Source organism: Shewanella sp. NKUCC06_TVS, from assembly GCF_019345515.1.
Lineage (GTDB): Bacteria > Pseudomonadota > Gammaproteobacteria > Enterobacterales > Shewanellaceae > Shewanella > Shewanella oncorhynchi.
Genome location: NZ_JAHKQX010000017.1, coordinates 131,219 through 151,105, shown reverse-complemented (window position 1 = coordinate 151,105; position 19,887 = coordinate 131,219). Strand labels below are relative to the sequence as shown.

Annotated in this window: 14 protein-coding genes and 4 pseudogenes; 14 read left to right on the top strand and 4 right to left on the bottom strand. The window is 40.3% G+C overall.

All coding sequences use genetic code 11. From position 1 onward, the window contains the following. From KO531_RS18185 to KO531_RS18145, 9 genes and pseudogenes are all read left to right on the top strand, one after another. A pseudogene (locus KO531_RS18185) lies at nucleotides 1-2,277 on the top strand (hypothetical protein); the annotation flags it as partial. 137 nt (nucleotides 2,278-2,414) lie between these two features. Next, the gene (locus KO531_RS18180) at nucleotides 2,415-3,011 is read left to right on the top strand and encodes a hypothetical protein (protein ID WP_173248264.1); all 597 of its coding nucleotides are present in this window, start codon (nucleotides 2,415-2,417) and stop codon (nucleotides 3,009-3,011) included. After that, the gene (locus tag KO531_RS18175; RefSeq protein ID WP_168827154.1) at nucleotides 3,008-4,891 is read left to right on the top strand and encodes an FHIPEP family type III secretion protein; all 1,884 of its coding nucleotides are present in this window, start codon (nucleotides 3,008-3,010) and stop codon (nucleotides 4,889-4,891) included. Before KO531_RS18180 ends, KO531_RS18175 begins: the two co-directional genes overlap by 4 nt. 4 nt (nucleotides 4,892-4,895) lie before the next feature. Then, nucleotides 4,896-5,942 carry an EscU/YscU/HrcU family type III secretion system export apparatus switch protein gene (locus KO531_RS18170; protein WP_219251895.1) on the top strand — a complete coding sequence of 349 codons (1,047 nt, stop codon included), beginning with the start codon at nucleotides 4,896-4,898 and terminating at the stop codon, nucleotides 5,940-5,942. Then, on the top strand, nucleotides 5,935-6,777 hold the full coding sequence (locus tag KO531_RS18165) for an OmpA family protein (protein ID WP_168827279.1): 843 nt from the start codon (nucleotides 5,935-5,937) through the stop codon (nucleotides 6,775-6,777). The genes KO531_RS18170 and KO531_RS18165 overlap by 8 nt, the downstream gene beginning before the upstream one ends. Then, the gene (locus KO531_RS18160; RefSeq protein WP_247651588.1) at nucleotides 6,767-7,162 is read left to right on the top strand and encodes a hypothetical protein; all 396 of its coding nucleotides are present in this window, start codon (nucleotides 6,767-6,769) and stop codon (nucleotides 7,160-7,162) included. The genes KO531_RS18165 and KO531_RS18160 overlap by 11 nt, the downstream gene beginning before the upstream one ends. After that, the gene (locus tag KO531_RS18155) at nucleotides 7,149-8,153 is read left to right on the top strand and encodes a hypothetical protein (protein ID WP_219251894.1); all 1,005 of its coding nucleotides are present in this window, start codon (nucleotides 7,149-7,151) and stop codon (nucleotides 8,151-8,153) included. Before KO531_RS18160 ends, KO531_RS18155 begins: the two co-directional genes overlap by 14 nt. 13 nt (nucleotides 8,154-8,166) lie before the next feature. Further along, on the top strand, nucleotides 8,167-8,814 hold the full coding sequence (locus KO531_RS18150; RefSeq protein ID WP_168827160.1) for a hypothetical protein: 648 nt from the start codon (nucleotides 8,167-8,169) through the stop codon (nucleotides 8,812-8,814). After that, complete coding sequence (locus tag KO531_RS18145; RefSeq protein WP_251069009.1) at nucleotides 8,815-9,033, top strand: FliM/FliN family flagellar motor switch protein; 219 nt, start codon at nucleotides 8,815-8,817, stop codon at nucleotides 9,031-9,033. Nucleotides 9,034-9,650: 617 nt separating this feature from the next. On the opposite strand, the gene KO531_RS18140 is transcribed toward KO531_RS18145, so the two are convergent. Continuing rightward, nucleotides 9,651-10,199: a winged helix-turn-helix domain-containing protein gene (locus tag KO531_RS18140; protein ID WP_219251893.1), complete on the bottom strand. Its 549-nt coding sequence runs from the start codon at nucleotides 10,197-10,199 to the stop codon at nucleotides 9,651-9,653. A 1,171-nt stretch (nucleotides 10,200-11,370) separates the two neighbouring features. Between KO531_RS18140 and KO531_RS18135 the strand changes: the two genes are divergently transcribed. Further along, nucleotides 11,371-12,291, top strand: a complete 921-nt coding sequence (locus KO531_RS18135) for a LysR substrate-binding domain-containing protein (protein ID WP_173248252.1) — start codon at nucleotides 11,371-11,373, stop codon at nucleotides 12,289-12,291. Between the two features lie 22 nt (nucleotides 12,292-12,313). Continuing rightward, a pseudogene (locus KO531_RS22490) lies at nucleotides 12,314-12,421 on the top strand (transposase); the annotation flags it as partial. 283 nt (nucleotides 12,422-12,704) lie between these two features. On the opposite strand, the gene KO531_RS18130 reads toward KO531_RS22490, so the two are convergent. Both KO531_RS18130 and KO531_RS18125 read right to left on the bottom strand, forming a co-directional pair. Continuing rightward, nucleotides 12,705-13,637 carry an SGNH/GDSL hydrolase family protein gene (locus KO531_RS18130; protein WP_251069008.1) on the bottom strand — a complete coding sequence of 311 codons (933 nt, stop codon included), beginning with the start codon at nucleotides 13,635-13,637 and terminating at the stop codon, nucleotides 12,705-12,707. Between the two features lie 437 nt (nucleotides 13,638-14,074). Further along, nucleotides 14,075-14,194 (bottom strand): annotated as a pseudogene (locus tag KO531_RS18125) (IS5/IS1182 family transposase); the annotation flags it as partial. 327 nt (nucleotides 14,195-14,521) lie between these two features. Between KO531_RS18125 and KO531_RS18120 the strand changes: the two are divergent. Beyond that, nucleotides 14,522-15,733, top strand: coding sequence for a cytotoxic necrotizing factor Rho-activating domain-containing protein (locus tag KO531_RS18120; protein ID WP_219251891.1), 1,212 nt, complete (start codon nucleotides 14,522-14,524; stop codon nucleotides 15,731-15,733). A 219-nt stretch (nucleotides 15,734-15,952) separates the two neighbouring features. Here KO531_RS18120 and KO531_RS18115 read toward each other — a convergent pair. Further along, a pseudogene (locus KO531_RS18115) lies at nucleotides 15,953-16,377 on the bottom strand (transposase); the annotation flags it as partial. A 359-nt stretch (nucleotides 16,378-16,736) separates the two neighbouring features. On the opposite strand from KO531_RS18115, the gene greB reads away from it, so the two are divergent. Both greB and KO531_RS18105 read left to right on the top strand, forming a co-directional pair. Beyond that, nucleotides 16,737-17,240, top strand: coding sequence for a transcription elongation factor GreB (gene greB, locus KO531_RS18110; protein WP_105250662.1), 504 nt, complete (start codon nucleotides 16,737-16,739; stop codon nucleotides 17,238-17,240). A 162-nt stretch (nucleotides 17,241-17,402) separates the two neighbouring features. After that, nucleotides 17,403-19,766 carry a Tex family protein gene (locus KO531_RS18105; protein WP_219251890.1) on the top strand — a complete coding sequence of 788 codons (2,364 nt, stop codon included), beginning with the start codon at nucleotides 17,403-17,405 and terminating at the stop codon, nucleotides 19,764-19,766. Nucleotides 19,767-19,887: the final 121 nt, after the last annotated feature.

Here is a 19,887-nt window from a genome sequence, read left to right as displayed (position 1 = left end):
CGTAATTTGGGGACAACCCCAGATGCAGCGACTGGTCATCCCGGTGGTCCCGCGGCTGGCAATGGCAGCGGAACAACCCCACCAGTGATGGGCAACGGTTCGCCATCGGTGGCGAATGTGACAGATGATGGCACGCAAACCGATGTGCCGACAGCCGTCGCAGAAACACCGACGAATGCGGGGACACCAGCTCGTCCGTCAGTCGCGGTGAAGACCACAAACACGCCTTCAATGTCACAGACGGACGACACGCCTGCGACAGTGGTGCCTGAGGCGAATGCTGCACAAGGATACACCGGCCGTAAATGGGAGGTGAGTAGTTCAACACCTGTGAATCTGAGTCAGGGTGCACAAACGGGCAGCAATTACACCCAAGGACCTAGACGTAATTTGGGGACAACCCCAGATGCAGCGACTGGTCATCCCGGTGGTCCCGCGGCTGGCAATGGCAGCGGAACAACCCCACCAGTGATGGGCAACGGTTCGCCATCGGTGGCGGATGTAACAGATGATGGGATTCAAACCGATGTTCCGACAGCCGTCGCAGAAACACCGACGAATGCGGGGACACCAGCTCGTCCGCCAGTCGCGGCGAAGACCACAAACACGCCTTCAATGTCACAGACGGATGGCGTGCCTACGGACGACATCCCTGCAACAGAAGTGCCTGAGGCGAATGCTGCAAAAGGATACACTGGCCGTAAATGGGAGGTGAGTAGTTCAACATCGGTGAATCTGAGTCAGGGTGCGCAAACGGGCAGCAATTACACCCAAGGACCTAGACGTAATCTGGGGACAACCCCTGATGCAGCGCCGAGTTCAGCGATAGCTCATCCTCGTGGTCCTGTTCCTACAACGGGTAATGGTTCGCTATCGATGACAGATGATGGCACGCAAACCGATGTTCCGACAGCCGTCGCGGACACACCGACGAATGCGGGTACATCGGCTCGTCCACCTGTTGCGGCGAACACCATAAACACACCTTCAATGTCACAGACGGATGGCGTGCCTACGGAAGACATCCCTGCGACAGAAGTGCCTGAGGCGAATGCTGCGCAAGGATACACTGGCCGTAAATGGGAGGTGAGTAGTTCTACACCAGTAAATCTGAGTCAGGGTGCGCAAACGGGCAGCAATTACACCCCAGGACCTAGACGTAATTTGGGGGCAACCCCAGATGCAGCGCCGAGTACCGCGACTGGTCATCCTCGTGGTCCCGCGGCTGTTAATGGCAGCGGAACAACCCCACCAGTGATGGGCAACGGTTCGCCATCGGTGGCGGATGTAACAGATGATGGGATTCAAACCGATGTGCCGACAGCCGTCGCAGAAACACCGACGAATGCGGGTACACCAGCTCGTCCGCCAGTCGCGGCGAAGACCACAAACACGCCTTCAATGTCACAGACGGATGGCGTGCCTACGGAAGACACCCCTGCGACAGAAGTGCCTGAGGCGAATGCTGCAAAAGGATACACTGGCCGTAAATGGGAGGTGAGTAGTCCCACCCCAGTGAGTCTGAGTCAGGGTGCGCAAACGGGCAGTAATTACACCCAAGGACCTAGACGTAATTTGGGGACAACCCCAGATGCAGTGCCGAGTGCAGCGACAGCTCATCCTCGTGGTCCCGCGGCAGGTAATGGCAGCGGTACAACCTCAGCTGCAACGGGCAACGGTTCGCCATCGATGACGGATGGTGAAGTCGGTGTTGTTGCAACGTTAGTTAATACATTAACCCCTGTGTCGACTGAGACAGCTGGTCCTGTTATTGCCGCTGAGAGTCAAAAAAGTACTGCTAAACCACAACTTGACCTAGGTAAGATCGAATCGCGCATAGTAGGCCGAGCGGGGGGACATATTCAACATAGGGTACCTAAGTTCTTAGATCGTCCAGAGGCTGGCACGTTAATGGGATCTTGGCGACCTATACCTGAGTCTTTACGAGGTAAAAAAGATTCTGCTGAATTTGAAGAGTGGCGAAAACAAGATTTAGGTCAGTATTTGAAAAGTTTGAATTCGAAGGTCCTGTTGACTCAAGGGGCTACCAGTATGCGAGGACAAAATCATTTTGCCGGTAAATTAAATAATTTAAGGGATCGGGCCGAGATTAAGTCGCAGTTAAATCCCGTTAATCGAATGAATAAATCTGATTACCAGCAAATTTCAGGGTTGGATCTAGTGTCGACCGGACGCTCATATTTACTCGGGACTGCCAGTGGAAAACTGATTGTTACCTCTCCGGTTATTCGAAGTAATCTGGTTTTAGCGCCTTGAATCAATAGCTAACCACCAGACTCTCCATCAATTGAAAAGATTAAATCATAAGAGTTCAGGTTTAATCTTTTTTTTTCTTTTGTAGTGAGATTTAAGGATTTAGTAAGCTTAAATTCTAAACCAGAATGAGGTATGTCTTGTATATAGAAATCAATTCATTGCATCGATTAGTTCCACAGATTGCATTTAAGAAAGAGCGTCACTCAAACGTAATAAAGAAGTCTGATCTTCTTATTTATAACGAGGCTAAGTCGTTATTATCTGCTTTAGAAGAGAGAGTCGAGCAATACCAGCAAATGCTTGAAGAGCAAGTGGTGCAACTGATCGAGGAGAAAGAGCAGGCGCTCAATCTTCACGCTAATAATTTATATAATGAGATAGAAGAAGAATTTCAGGTTAATCAAGAGCGTTGGTTTGACGAAGCCAATCAACAGCTTGTCGATATTGTTGAAGAACAGTATCAAAGTCTTAGTTTGTTGAAAGATGAATTGAAAAACCGACTCGCTGAAACCGTAAAATTGCGTTTAACAGAACTGAGTCTTAATGAGTATTTAATCGGACATCTTGTGGACTTACTCCATGCTGAAATAGACGATCAGGCAAGACATTTGTCTGTAGAGCATACCTATGTCAATGGATTCGCCGTGCTGACGATAGAGAATGACGACAAGATTATTAGCATAGAAACTCAGTCGATTGTTGAAGCACTACGGACTAGCTTGGAGACGGTATGATTAAGCGTCTTCGTCGGTTTCCTATCAAGTTTAATCCCAGCAGTGTGATTATCGCATTTGCGTTGCCAACTATTATTTTGTTCACCCTTCCCGGAGTGGTGATCGATCTGTTTATTTTAATTAGTTTTATTAGTTCAGTATTGCTGCTGGTTATCATGCTTGAGAATGATCAACCTCTAATGGTGACATTTTTACCAACGGTCGTATTGTTACTGACGACCTTTCGCTTGTTATTGTCTATCGCAACGACCCGAAACATTATTGCGAATGAAGATGTAGGTAATGTGATTGAAACCGTGGGGGAGTTTGTGATGGGAGGGAACCTTATTTCAGGGTTACTCATCTTTATCATTATCACCATAGTGCAATTTTTAGTTGTTACCAAAGGTGGCGAAAGGGTCGCGGAAGTGGGGGCCAGATTCTCTCTGGATGCCTTACCTGGTAGACAAATGACGATTGACGGCGATTTAAAAAGCGGTCTTATTACAGGTGAACAAGCACAAAAGTTACGCTCTGATTTAAGCACCGAAAATCGGCTATTTGGTTCGCTCGATGGCGCAATGAAATTCGTCAAAGGTGATGCTATTGCTGGTATTTTGATCAGCTTGGTTAACCTGTTTGGTGGCATTTATGTGGGGGTTAATCAGTTTGATCTCTCGCTATCTGAAAGTGTTAGCCGATTCTCTGTACTGACGATAGGTGATGGTCTTGTCTCGCAGATCCCCAGCTTATTGTTATCAATCGCTTGCGGTGTGTATCTCACGCGTATTAAAGGGGATGAAGAATCTAGTTCATTTATGGGGCAGATGGCAAAGCAGGTTAGCCGTTTTTGGAAAAGCCTGTTAGTTATTGGAGCCTTGATTTTACTACTCGGTCTACTCAGTCCAAGTCTGTTCTATGTGTGTATGACGTTATTTATCTTATGTACACTGTCAGCGTTCTTACTGTGGCGAGTGCAAGGCAAGCCAAAAACTGTCGTAAATACAGGCATTGCCGGCAGTGGACTATATGAATCTCTTACATTTGTGCTAAGGGAACATCAGCATTGCACCCTAGTAGAAACTAGTCTTGTACAGATTGAAAAAGCACTTTGGGGCCAAGCCCTCGGCGCCCCTATTATCACAGTAGATGAGCAACTTACTGTTGATATAGAAGTTCATATTTCGGGTATTCGTATTTATAGCTTCTCACATGATGAGTCTGCAGAGCTAATCGAAGTACTTGGGGACGAAATTTTTGTTAGCGATGCTGCCACCCAAAATATCGCTACGATTGTGCAATATTTTTTACGGAAATGCTTAGTTGAAAAGTATAATCTTCAATACACCAGCAATATTATTGAAGGACTTGCAAGCCAAAGTGAAGTGATTAAAAACGAAATCGACTCGGCACTTGGTTTGAACCGTGTCCATGATGTGATTAAAGAAATGATCCGTGCTCGCGAGTTTTATCTCGATAGGGTGACTTTCTTTGAGGCATTAATTTATTGGTCTCGTATCGATAATGAGTCTAAAAATTGGCTCAATCGGATTCGAAATCAAGCAAGATATGAAATCACCTCACGTTTAATGAATTCTGAGGGAAAAATCTATGTTGCGCTGTTGAGTTCTGAACTAACCGAGTGCATTGAAACCTTTGTCATGGGAGAGAGTGAGGATTTAGATAGCCTAATTGAGCTTCAGTCAGCATTACGCCAGGAAGTTCTGCGAATGACCTCACTATATGGAAGTAAGCCGACTTTAGTTGTGAACGATAATGAAATTAATTCGGTTAAATCTTTCTTCCAGCAGGTGGTATCAACTATTTCAGTATGTAGCCATGGTGATATAGCTGATCCAAGTTGTGTTGTGAGTTCCGAACCACTACAAGTTTTGATCTAAATTTATGTCAAACGAATCAACTGAACCCAAAAAATATCCGCCAACGGAGAAGAAGCTTCGGGAGTTAAGAAAAAAAGGTCAGTTTCCAAAAACTGAACTAGCAGAACCGACTATGGAGTTAGTGGTATTTGCAGTGATATTTATTGGTACAGTTTATTTTATTTTTGATTCGTCAAATGATTGGTTTGAGGTAATGTTATATGCAGATATACAGACAGGCTTAGACATTATTTACAGTGTGATTGCGTGGGGTATATTCATACTGCTAATGATTAAGCTCGTCATGGCAGCTATTAGTTGGGTAATGCTAAATAAGAATGTTATTAATACTGAGTCATTAGGTCTTAAAATGGAAAAGATTAGCCCAGTTACTGGGGCTAAAAATATATTTGGCATTGAGGCAATATCCCGTTCATTACGTAAGGTGCTAGAGTTAACGTTTTTGTTGTTTTTGCTTAAATATGTTTTTGATATTGGTGGCGCAGAATTAACTAGGTTGGCACAAATAAACAATGTGTCATACTTTATTTATAATCTAATGCTGTATGTGGGTTTGGTTTCCTTATTATTTTTTGTTTATGGCGTAAGTTTAGGTTGTGTAGATTTTATGGCTGAGAGTTATCACTTTAATCATAAAAACCGTATGACGTTTACTGAAATGAAAAATGAAATGAAAGAAACTGAAGGCTCGCCAGAAATGAAGTCTGAACGCAAACGGCAAATGCGAGAAGTCATGGATGCGCCAATGACTAAAGGGCGTACACCAACTTTTGCTATTGCAAATCCTACGCATATCTTAGTGCCTATTTGCTATGACTGCATGATAGATAAAGTCCCTGTCGTGCTCAAGATTACAACTGAATCATTTGCATTGGATGAACGCCGTAGATTAGAGGCGCTTAATATTCCTATTTTGGAACATATAGGGCTTGCAAGGGCATTCTATAAAAGTATGCGTACTGGTGAAGACTATATTCCTAAAGAGTTTTACCGCCATATCGCTTTTATTCTCTTAGAATTAAATAAGCAGGAAAGTGCAAGAAATGTTTAGAAATTGGCTTTGGATAGGGGTGATAGTTGGACTCACTTCATGTGCCCAGAATGTGAAAGATGATTCAATAATATGGGATCATGAGTGGAAACAAGATATTTATAATTTACTGTTTTCTGAGATTGATGATGTAGATCATCTACGTTATTGGGTAAAGAGAATACCTGAATATGTAGATGGTTCACCGCATCAAACGACATGTATTGAAGTTTCTACGCCTTCTCATCCAAGTAGGCTCTATCTCGCTAATTTACATACCTATGCGTTAAGCGAGGTAAGCAGTTGTCAAGGTGACTATTGGCTCTATTCAAATCTTATTAATGTAGTGAATGGTAATAAATTTTCTGGCAGTGACCGTTCAACTGTAGCTGATACCGGTCGATCTATAGCGGGTGATCGTTGGAGTTCGGACGATGGGAAATATTGGATAGTAGACGATAAATCATCATGCGCATTAGATAATATATTCGATATTTGTCGTACTCAGTCTAAACACGTACGTTTAGTATTTAATGAGCTATTTATGGTGAATGAATCAGCTCTGACACCAGATGGTAGAAATATGTTGGTTCGCATGATTGAAGATCTGCGTGGAAAGCCAATAGAAAGCATATTGGTTTATGGCATTGCTGATTCATCAGGAGCTTATGAGAGTAATCGACGTCTAGCTGATGCGCGCGCTAAAAGCGTGAAATACTTTTTACAAACTGAAGGTATGAGAAATACGCCCATTTTTTTACGCGGTAGTGTTGAAAATGGTTTACCAACTGCTGAACAGCGTATTACTCAGCGCCGCTTTATGATTGAGATGAAGTTTAATTACGATGAAAAATAAAAAATTTACCTTATTTATAATGGAATTTACTCACTTAGTGCAAGCTTCAAGCCTATCGCTAGATGAACACCAAGCATTATTGTGTCATTTTGGTGATGTAAGCTGCCGCATTGAAGATGGTGCTCGCGTTGGTCTTGCTAACACTATCTTGATTATGGTTGAACTCGATATTGAGCATTTCCCTGCAGATACTGCGTTAAAGATAAATGCTAATTTTTCATTAACATCGGGTGGATATATTGCTAAGTTTAAGTCGAATGATTATTTCTATGTGCGTAATATGCCTTTACCGGACCATCCTCAAGGTTTATTAAAAGCGTTGAGTGATACTGTGAGTATTGCAAATACATTGAGACAAGAGTTGAACTTGCATGTGGTTAGTTGAATTCGTTGATGGCCACCTGCATGGCGTAATATTACCAGTCGAACCAAAACTAGTTATTACAGGGTCAAATAAAGATATAGATGCAGAAACGCTTTATGTTCCAGAAATTTTGCCTGTAAGTACTCGTTGGGAGTTTTGCAATGATAAAAATATCATCTGTATTAGAGGATCAAGAAAAAACGATCGATTAAAAAAACTGAAGTCAGGCCGTATCTATTGCTTAAGAGGCATAGCCTTTTTTGTTTATCAAGAAGGTAAACGTAAACCACAATGGTTAAGCTATCTAGCACGAAAATATCAAGCACTCATTATGTTAACTTTGTTGCTTAATGCTGGATTGGGTCTAGGTATGTGGATGGTATATCAAGCTAACCAGTACACGCAAATTGCAGAACACTTAACTCAACTCAATGGTAGTTACGTTAAGAATGGCAAGCTTAAGGTGCCCAATAGCGCCTCCTTTTTGTTGTTGCCTGAGGCTTTGCAAGCAAATGCTGAGATTGTTGAAGCAAATAATTTGCAAATTCTCTCACAACCTGTTGTGGAATTAGTCTCAAGCGATTCGAAGCAGCCTGTTAGTTATAAGGTAATAAATAAAGTCGATCGTGATCAAATCCAGGTTGAGACCTTTGAAACTGATAATCGAGTTATGGCTGTGTTAGGTGAATATGGTTTGTCGTTTAATAAGATAAATGATACTTGGTTTGTCAATGATAACGCCAAAGCTGCAATTGTGCTAAGAGCTAATGGGCTACAGGATATTATCCCATCCGTTTCAGTTAGGAATGATAGCACTCAAGTTATTGATAATGCCAACTTTCCATATTCAATCTTTTACTCATCGACATCAAGAGGGTATTTATATGACGACAAGTATCGGTATTGGGTTGGTAGTAATGTACCACTTCTAGGCATGATTCAGTCTATTTCACGTAATAAGGTCATTTTTAAAGACAGTAATCAAATACGCGTTTATTTTATTCAACAATAATAGGAAAACTCATATGGCAGACATCCAAGCTAGATCTATGACCAACGTTATTTCCGCGCCTGAGACAGAGGCTAAGACTAAGTCTCAGGCGTTCGAATTAGCTTTGAGCCAGCTTCCCATCGCAACTAAAGCGGTTAAAGCATCATCTTCAAACTATTTATTTTCAGCGGGCAATCGAGACCCGTTGAGTTTGATTGATACAATTCTTTCAAAATATATTTCAGAACAGACAAAAAGTGCTGAAGCTAAAGCCGACAATATTTCATTAAAGTCAGAGGCCATTGCTGAAATTAACCGCCTATGGGGGTTAATTATGAGTGATAGATTACCTAACACTAAACCTGGTGATGATAAAAGCACTAAGTTAAATGGAGGCAGTGCAGCGGGATTTTTGAGTCAAATAGACGACATCATTAAAACTAAACTTGGCAATCCTCAGGGCGTTGGAGAGATCGCGGGTACTGATTGGAGCACTAAAAACGTAACTTATGATCAACTCCAATCCATGAATGCAACTATGACAGCATATTGTGACACCATCCAAGTCGATTTAGATACTGAGCAACAAAAGTTTAAAAATACGATGACAGAAATTACCTCAGCTCAAGAAGAGATCCGTGATGTCCGTCGCTCAATTATTTCTATTTCTCAGGGAGGCTAAATGATGCGCATCGCGATAGATGTTGTTATTGCAAATTGCACTATGACATTGGATGAACTTAATCATTTACAAACCAGTCAAATTAAGCCAGTAAACGACTTTGTTCAATCTGAAGTATTATTAAAAAGTGGTAATGAACTGATAGCAACAGGCACATTAATAAAAGTAGATGACCAGTTTTATGTTTCTATTGAACAAGTTAATAACATCGGTAATTAATTTATATTTTCAAGTTAAAACCTGTAATAGTTAAATTAATATAACGATTTATCTGTTAGTTAAATCTATATATTTGTGGCGCATGTATATCATAAGATATCTTGTGCCTTTATATTTTATTTATTAGTAATTTTTTCTGCTAACTAAATGGATTTGCATTAAGAGTTTTCTATATTATGCAAGCAAGTGTTAATCAATAGTCAGCTTATTTAGAGATAAAGCACTATGAAAAAAATAATCAGATTTGAGTAGATGCGAAGTTAATTAGATAGACGTGTTTATTGCAAATAATTAGACGGATAGATTTTTTGGTAAGGTACTACCTTCTATTCTAAAGTGTAAATTCTCTATTCTAATTATGTATTTCGCTTGCAGATATCTTTGGAAAACTTATTTTTGCTGTAGAGTTATGCGTAGCTATTCACTCTGCATCACTATATCTCAGCTAGATTTATTGACTTGTATTGTATTGTATAATATCATTATTCAATGCCTTGGCTATATAGTGTAAGTGTAAGTGTAAGTGTATTTTAATTTTCATGGAATATATTTACAGCTCATTTTTACATGCTTCTAATATATAATGAGATATTAAAACCAAAAACAGCTTTTAGTTATTAAAATATTTTATTTATGGTAACAATAGCTACAACGGTAAACATCGATGCAAGTAGTGAAGAAATTAAGCATACTAAGAAAAAATATACATGCTTAATAGACAAATTTTCTCGCATCATTTCCGTTTTCTCTATGAAAGATGAAATCATGCCGTGATTGTTTAAAGCTTTATTTCCTTGTTCGATACTTTTGATGTCAATTATATCTTTTTTATCGGGAATTTGAATGTCCGTGGTACTTTCATCTAAAATAAGTACATAACCTTCTTTTGAAATTGTTTTGATTTCGCAAGCTAAGTTGTCGAATTTGGTAAGGGTTTTTCGCAAATTTGAAATAGCTTTTGTCAAGGATGTTTCGCTTACAAATACTTTCCCCCAAACTTTTTCTTGAATATATTCCTTATCCACAACACTATTAAAATTATCACATAGTAACTTTAAGATTACTGCCTCGCGACCACCTATTTTCACTGTATTTTCTTGTGTACTAATCTGTCTTTTCAGTACATCAAATACTAACTGATTTCCCAACACATAGTTTCTTGTCATTTTTTTGCCCTCTTAAGTTCACTCGTTTGATATAAGTCTAGTGTTAAGTATGATAAATGGACCCTATTCGTTTTATGAATAAGGTATTTTATGATTTTTCTCGGTTATTAGACTAGTTTGTTTGACAGCTTTTTGCTGTGTCATTTGCTTGCCGTGCTCATTACTGTCAAAAGCAGTTTTTAGTCTATTTATGCGCTTACATCGTGCAGCAATTTATTCATCGCTAGCGACTCATGTTGCTATATTGTATTTTAGAAATTAGAAATTAGAAATTAGAAATTAGTCATTGTATTAAGTTTAGGAGATAACTTTGTAATGCCATCAGCACTTGATTTCTGTGTTATTCCTTGTTCGGTCATTTCAAATATTGTTGTTGATCAAGTTTAATTTACTTCAATAGTTAAACTATGCATCAATCGAAAAACACCGCCTTGTAAGTACGTTAGTAATTTATATTTTTTTTGTAATTGTTTTTTTTGATATTTTCGTGATTTTCTGGATAAAAATTTTCACATTTCCCAGTTGTGTCATGATAGTTTTTGGTAAATCTGCAAGTATATCGAATTGATATTTATGATTTTAATATGTACTAAACAACAAAACTATGCGGTCAAGTGCTCAATAACGGAGAGGCATACTAGCGAGACTTGCTTAAAAAAAAAACTATATTTTTTTCATGGCTATGAATTTTTTGTTCTTTTGCCCTTTAACTTGCGAAGTTGATTTTCATAACACACTGTTTTTTGATGGTTTTCTGGTAATTATATTGTTGTATTATTTGTCAAAAATGACCTTTAGGTTGTTAAAAAAGTCATTGCAGTGATTGATCTATGCCAACACACCTTCCTACAGTCAAGAGGTTTTTATCTGATAATATTTTCTGCTATAAGTCGAATGAGGTTGCAGTACACATTAGGTCTCATGGGCTAAAACTAGGAATGTCTGCGATACTAAGTCGTTGTATGCTGAAGCCAAATTTTAATAAGTCACGACGTAGTAGCAAATACCCTTATCTTAAACAAGAATTATTACTATTATTAATTGGGTGTTGTTTTGCCAATGGAGGTATTGCTTTTAAGTTCCAGTTATTACTCAGAGTGATCCTATCTACAGCTATCCTGCGTATGGAAATGCAGTAAAAAAGAAAGTCCATTATATTGAAGGAGATAGAATGAAAGCGTTGCCGAAACTAAATCAACTTAGAAATCTTAGGGCTATTATTCAACATGGTAATATTAGTGCTGCTGCACAAATGCTTCACCAGACACAGTCGACTTTGACGAGAAGTATCCAGGAGCTTGAAAAGACGCTGGGTGTTACCTTGTTAGACAGAGGGATGAATAGCACTGTATTAACTAAAGCCGGCATGATGTTTGAGCCTAGAATGAATTTAATACTGAATGAGTTAGAGAGAGCAGTTGATGAATTACGACAAATTGAGAAATTATCAGATGGAAAAATAGCTTTTGGTTGCTCTCATTTCCCAGCTACTAGTATTGTTCCTGATGTTATTAAAAAGTTCCAAGAACGCCATAATTCCACTCGGATTACTATTATTGAAGGGCAGCTTTCTGAATTACTAAGCTCTTTACGTATGGGGAAGCTAGATTTTTTTATTGGCGTTGTATCTTCCGATTTAATGCTTAATGAGTTTGTTGAAGAGAGGTTGACATCGTGTAGTTTTTCGGTCGTAGCTCGCAAAGGACATCCTCTTGCTAATAGTACTTCACTAGCTGAACTACAGGCTGCAAAATGGTATATTCCAGCTGCAAGTCATGGATATTATAGCGATTTAGAAATAGTAATTTTTCCTAATGGAGTCAAATCTTGTGGTTCGGTAATTTTTGGTGATTCAAGTGCCATCGCTCGGAAACTTGTATTAAATGAGGACTATTTGTTTGTTGGTCCTAGACCTATGTTTTTAGCTCCACATCACAAAGACTTGATATCTATTATTCCAATTAAGGATAAGCTTCCTGAGGGCCATTATAGCTTGATTTTTCCTCGTAATAAAAAATTAACTCCAGCTGCATTGAATCTCGTTAATGAAATTCGCTTTGCATATTTTGATTTCATAAAATCGCATAGCTAATTTATTAGGGTAAATCTAGATTAAGATATTTTATAGCCTTGTGGTGACGGCTCTGCAAGAACTCACCTATTACTATGAACACTTAGAAAAACGACGGCGGCATTTTACGACAAGCTGTCAGCACTTTTAAAAAACTGACACCAAAGCTATTTTAAACCGCCAACCTTTAGGCAATGAGTTGGCGTAACTTAAATACGTTATTTATGAAAGAATTAGCTCGATTTCTACCTCTATTATGTATTTAACTACTTTTAGTAGTTCTTATTAAATCGACTTCGGGAACTATCGCTCTAACGCACATAATATTGTTTTTTTTAACATGGGGGCTAGATTTTTTGTTGTTCTATAATAGAGTTAAATTATTGCGTCTAATTAATATGGACGCAATAAAATCTTATGTAATTGATAATTTTTTAATTATCGGTTAATTTTCCAAATTTATAGATAATATAATCGCTCATTCGAGATGCTAACATTTGGTGTACCTCTTGGCTTGGATGAACTTCATCATGAAATACATGCCGATGTGCAGGATCAAAAGCTTTACTCGTGCCAAAGATATCCACATAACCGACACTATTTGCTGTGTGAGTGTCATAACCTACCTTATCGGCTTTATCCAGTAATTCAGTAAATTGATTATCGAAATCGAAAAACTGTATGTTTACTCCTTCGGCTTTATATCGCTCCGCGAGTTCTGTTATTTTTTGACTTAGGCTAGCATTATGTTCACTGGCGAGAGCACTATTGTTGACGTGATATACTTCATCTTGTTTTTGGGCATAGGCTGTCTTCGTGAAGTCTGGAATCCCTGTAACTAAGATGTTTTTTATTTTTTTATTTCCCACTAATTTAGTGATTTGTTTCTCGTAACAGTGTATCACTTTTTGAGTGTCTTTCTTATCGAACGTCATATAATCGTTGCTGCCCAGAGCGAGTATGACTAAGTCATCAGATGTAAAATCATGTTTTTTAATTTGACGTTCCATGTTGGAAATAAACCAGAAGGTGGGATTTAACTTGGAATATTTAGCCGCTACAGCACCACCTTCGGCATAATTTACCAGTTCTTTATTCAAATAGGCAGGTGAAGATATAAAATCTGGCCATACGAAACCATTGGTAAAACGTCCAGCGTGATATTGTTTAGAGGAAAGCATTATTCCCAAGGTTTTTGATTTCATTCGGCCTTCTGAATCCGATAGACTATCTCCTATCACGACCAAACGTTTAATATGATTCAGTGATGCGTGATCATGAGGGGTTAATATATTAGAAAGCCTTTGTTGACGCTCTTGGTGATCATTTACTGCGACTTCAAATAAACGGTGGCTGAAGTCTGTCATCTGAGTGGGTCCATCAATCGTATCCTGTGTCGATACAGGTCCCTTCACCACACTATTATGGTGCTGATACTTTAGTCGTGAGTGTGGAGATTGGGATGATGCTAATAGAGGCCGAACATGTTTTATTGAGATTGTAGGATTGCGGTGTTGGGTGTTCGTATTGAGTGGTACGAATATTGTTCCTTGAACTATGCGAAATGGCATAGGGATATTTCCTATTGGTTATCTGTCGGTTTTATGACTATCAGACTTATTAGACAGATGTACACCATAAAAATAATGAAATACTCTGATGATTATTGAATTAGAGCTTAAGGTCTGTATCTATATGGTTTCTAGACGATCATACTGTATTGGCTTGAAAATATTTTTCTATCCAAGAGAGCTTATTACTTAAATCACTCTCCAGTGACCCCATTCCTACCTTGTTTCCTGTGCTAATTGACCCTCTGGCGGATGGGCATAGCTAGTCTTATGATTTTGTTCATCACCTTTACACCTGCCAACGCCTCGCCAACCTGACTGTTGTAATCCCGCAGACTCAATTTCGGACTGATGGCTATTTATAACAATTTATCGATATACCTTACCTTTACATGGTGAGTATTTTAAAGGTGAGGTAGCGGCATTAGCCATTTATAGTCACCACCTATGCATTGTATGTACTAATTTTTATTTTTTTCAAACGTGTTTTCTGTGGCTAAAGTTTAAGTCTATCAATCCTGCTTAGTGAAGGAGGGGTGATAATATTTATTCATGTTTATTCACGTTAGTTCTCTTAAATAGTTTTTGATAATTAAAAGTGATGAAATATTATATTTTTTCATTAAGGAAATATACTGATATCGAATATGCTCATTTTTTAACTCAGTGGAAAACTTGACATGCGCATGAATATATTTAGTAAAGCTAACTCTTATGAATTATTGACGCCGAATTTAAAACATAGCGATAATGCGTCACCGATTCAATTGGTTTCTGTTCGTCCGTTGACTGAACAAGAGAAGAAAGATTTAACAAAAAATAAAACTTATTCTAACTTTATTAAAAATAACAAATCAATCAAGTCTGCAACCGTACTGACTAAAATTAAATCTTTATTTGATAATAGCTCTGGTAAGAACAAAATGTTAAGTAAGCGAGGCTTAACTATTGAAGTTAAAAAAGGTTCAACCGAAGAAGCAAGTGCTCAATGGAAAAATGACCCGCGACGAAATCACTTCAAGTCTGCAGACTTATCGTTACACAGCCTACAATCAGACAAGCAAACTGTTCTTAAAGGTCAATTGTCACCCTTAATCGGCAAGGGGATTATTGATTGTCATAAAAAGTACGAACACTTACCATTCCCTATAACTCATATTCAAAATGATAAAAATGGCCAGTATATTTCTTCAGATACTCTAGAAAGTAAAGCTGGATTAATATATTACACTGGCGATCACATTGTACCAGAGGAATTAATTCCTGGAAGCCCAATTGGGCAGTATTTTCATCAAGCAACATTTGATAACAACCTGCATATACTCGCTGTGGATAATGGTAATAAAGGTACTATTGGTATCTCATTCGATTTAAATCAGGTCAAAGAGGGCCAGCCTATTTTAATTCATGCTGGGAGTTTATCGGGATGCTCTGTTGTGTTTGCTACTAAGTCTAGTAAGTTGTTTGCTTTCCATGCTGGTCAATATAATAATGAAAATAACGATTGGATTACAGGTGAGAAAGGTGCGGAGTCGATTGCACAAAGTGCTGAATTTTTAGCTAGTGACACATCTAATACTTTACCATGTACTAATAACCAAGAGTTAGTAAGTTATTTATCTAGCCATTTCGACCAATCTGCTTTTATTTATTGTGGTCACGGTGAGTCAGTCATGAACCAATCCAATGTAAACTGCTTTGATTATGACATGGGACCAAAACGAGATGAAGCCCGCGTAGGAAATGCCATGGCTTTAGTTAGTAAAAATAAAGGTAAAATCAGTGTGAATGTATTAGGAGATGATCTTAGTATAGATAGCGGTAGCTTTGAAACACGATCATTGCAACATTCGATGTTCGCATTATTTTCTGACAAAGAGTTTTCTCGTTAATTGGCTAATTTTTCTCTATTATATTAACTAATTAAGCAGCTAATCAGTTGAAAACAACTATTAGCTGCTTAAATTTTTATTAAGAAAATTGTTAATTATTTAAAAAGTCATTTATAGGTTAAATTATAACTAGCGGTCGTTGGTTTTTTCTTTGAACTATAAAGTTTCTGAAAGCTCACGGCTAAATTGCGTGGCTATACGTATCTACAGTTTACGCTATACTCGGCGCTTCCCATCCGTGCCATGCTTTTTAATTTTCCACTCGCCTTCGCCATCGACTTTCAAGTCCGTCGAGTGGATAGCAAAGTGCTCAATGGTGCTTCTTGTTTTGGTTTTGAAGGCGATATTAACGCTTTTTGCTCGCTTGATGATACAGGTGCAAGATAGTTGGATGTCGCCTAGTTTAAGCACTGAATTGATAAAGCCTTGCAGGGCTCGCAACGGCATAGAGAAAACATGTTTAACCATCCGGTGGTAATAGCTAAGGTCACTAAACAAGCAGGGACGCCTTTATTGCAATGCTCAGTTTTCGTTTTCCACATTGCGATAGCCTCTTCATCAATCCAGAAGGTAAGCAAACCACGGTTTATCAAGGCTTGGTTATAGCGTTTCCAGTGAGTGGTTTTGTCGTGAGGTTTTGGCACGATTGATAGTGAAGAAAGTGGATTATGCTGATCAGATCAGCAGACAGTGTTTTAGTTCAATCGATTTAGGAAACAAAGCTCTTTTATAGCCCAAGCTGACCAGCAATAACCGCCAGCTTAATGATGTGTCATACAGCCATTGTCTTTATTGGACTGACATTCAAAGCAAGCAGTAATGTAATCAGTCAATCGAAGCTGAAATGCAACTAAATTGGCATCAGTAAAAGAGGTGATTTAAAAGCCATTATGCACAGAGATGATTTAGTGAGTTAACTTTAGCGTCCAGTCTGAGTATCATCAGTCCAATATATTATCCCGCATCAATTGTGGTCGTTTAATCCAACGATTGAGTAATGAGTATGAAAGCGCATTTGATCACCCGACAGGGTTGGCAAACTTTAGATAAAGAATTGAAGTATTTGTGGAAGGAATATCGGCCGCAAATCACCCTTAAAGTTCAAGAAGCGGCGGCACAGGGTGACCGTAGTGAAAACGCGGATTACACCTACAACAAGCGTTTGTTAAGACAAATTGATGGCCGAGTCAGATACTTAGTTAAGCGGCTTGAAGAGTTAAAAATCGTCGATTACTCGCCGCAGCAGGAAGGCAAAATATTCTTTGGCGCTTGGTTTGAGCTTGAAAATGAAGCCGGTGATCGCGTGCGTTATCGGATAGTCGGTAAAGATGAGCTCGATACAAAATTGGGCTATATCACCATTGACTCACCCATGGCGCGTGCCTTAATCGGCAAGCAAGTGGATGATGAGGTGCTAGTGCAAACGCCTTCTGGCCCAAAAGAGTGGTATATCAATCAGATCCGTTATACCCCTTTTGAAACTACTCTCGCCAGCGAGGCGAATTAACCACAGAGTTACTGCTGTGAAAATAGCGGCGGTAGTCACGGGATTGCGGGAAAGATCAAACTCTCTGATTTGACCTAGGCTTTAGCATGAAACATACGGGGCGCCTGTGGTATCTTTGGCGCAATAACGACTTACTTTACAGTTAGGCACGACACTTTATTTATGCAAACTAATGCACATAACATCGCTCTGATTATCGCTCAAGAACTGAATGTTCGTGAGCAACAAGTTGCCGCAACCATCACTCTGCTCGACGATGGCGCGACAGTTCCCTTCGTTGCCCGCTACCGTAAAGAAGCCACGGGCGGTTTAGACGATACACAACTGCGTACCTTGTACACGCGTTTAGGTTACCTGCGTGAGCTGAACGACAGACGCCAAGTGATCCTGTCTAGCATCCAAGCTCAGGGTAAGTTAACGCCAGAATTACAATGGGCGATTGACGAGGCAGACAGTAAGACACGTCTCGAAGATTTATACCTGCCCTTCAAACCTAAGCGTCGTACTAAGGGCCAAATCGCTATCGAGGCTGGGCTTGAGCCATTAGCCGATGCATTACTGGCTGATCGTAGCGTAGATGTCGAGACTACAGCGGCAGGCTATATCAATAGCGAAGCGGGTTTTGCCGATGTTAAAGCTGTGCTCGAGGGCGCGCGTTATATTCTGATGGAGCGTTACGCCGAAGACGCTGAATTACTGCGTAAAGTGCGTGAGCATTTAAGCCAAAACAGTGTGTTAGAAAGCCGTTTAATTGCTGGCAAAGAGAAAGACGGCGCGAAGTTCCGCGATTATTTTGAGCATACAGAGCAGTTAGCTAAGATCCCATCACACCGTGCGCTGGCTATGCTGCGTGGGCGTAATGAAGGTTTCTTAACCTTATCTATGAATGCCGACCCAGCCGCTGAAGCGGGCCAAGGTAGTTACTGCGAAGTGATTATCTGTGATCATTTAGGGCTGAAATTAGGCGATAGCAGCGTTGATCAATGGTTGAAAACCGTGGTGACGGCGACATGGCGTATTAAGATTGCCCTGCAGATGGAAACTGAGTTTATTTCGCAAATGCGCGAACGCGCTGAAGCCGAAGCGATTAAAGTTTTCGCCCGTAATCTAGGTGATTTATTGATGGCCGCTCCTGCGGGCGCTAAAGCCACCATGGGACTCGATCCTGGTTTACGTACCGGTGTTAAAGTCGCTGTGGTCGATAACACGGGTAAGTTGTTGTGCCATGCGACTATTTTCCCACACGCACCGCAAAATCTGTGGGAAAAGTCGATCCGTACTTTGGCTAACTTAGTCAAAATGCATAAGGTTGAGCTGATTGCGATTGGTAACGGCACAGCATCACGGGAAACTGACAAGCTGGCCGCTGAGCTGATTACCGAAGTGAAAGATACCCATCCACATTTGACCAAAGTGATGGTCAGTGAGGCGGGTGCGTCTGTGTATTCTGCATCGGAATTGGCGGCGTTGGAGTTTCCTGATCTTGATGTGTCGATTCGTGGTGCAGTGTCTATCGCCCGCCGCTTGCAAGATCCATTAGCCGAATTGGTGAAGATTGAGCCTAAGTCTATCGGTGTCGGTCAATACCAACACGACGTGAGTCAAAGCCAATTATCGGGTTCGCTGGAAGCCGTGGTGGAAGACTGTGTAAACGGCGTGGGTGTAGATCTCAACATGGCCTCAGTGCCGTTATTGTCACAAGTGGCAGGTTTAAATAAGACGTTAGCGAAAAATGTGGTCGATTATCGCGATGCCAATGGTCAGTTTAAGAATCGTAAAGAGCTGCTGAAAGTACCGCGTTTAGGGCCTAAAGCCTACGAGCAAGCGGCGGGCTTTTTGCGTATTCGAGAAGGGGACAATCCACTCGATGCCTCGTCTGTGCATCCAGAGGCTTATTCGCTAGTGGAAACTATCGCTAAGACTAAGCAAGTAGAGTTGGCGAGCCTGATGGGTAACTCTGATTTGCTGCGCAGCATCAAGGCAGAAGAGTTTATTACGGCGGAATTTGGTTTGCCGACGGTCACAGATATTTTAGCAGAACTGGATAAGCCTGGACGCGATCCCCGCGGTGAGTTCAAAACCGCCAAGTTTAAAGATGGTGTTGAAGAACTTAAACATCTGAAACCTGAAATGGTACTCGAAGGCGTAGTGACCAACGTGACTAATTTTGGTGCCTTCGTTGATATTGGCGTACATCAAGATGGACTCGTGCATATCTCTTCTCTAACCGACAAGTTCATCAGCGACCCGCACACTGTGGTGAAAGCGGGAGATGTGGTGAAAGTCAAAGTGATGGAAGTTGACGTTGAGCGCCGCCGCATCGGTTTGAGCATGCGTTTGGATGAAGCTATCGACCAAAGTAAGCCGCAGCAAAGACCGCACAATCCTGCCAGAACTAATCATGGTAAAACACCGCAGTCAGCGAAACCGGCTGCGCGTCCTGCGCAAAAGCAAGCACCTAAAGCGCCAGCAAATGCGGCCATGGGCAATGCCTTTGCTGATGCCTTCGCTAAGCTGAAAAAGTAGACGCTGTAATGTTAATACTCGGACATACGTCATGTCCGAGTCGACTTTTTAACCTGTTACTCACAAAATTGTTGCATAAATGTCGTCTTAGGGAATATAAAGTCGGCATTTAATGCAACGT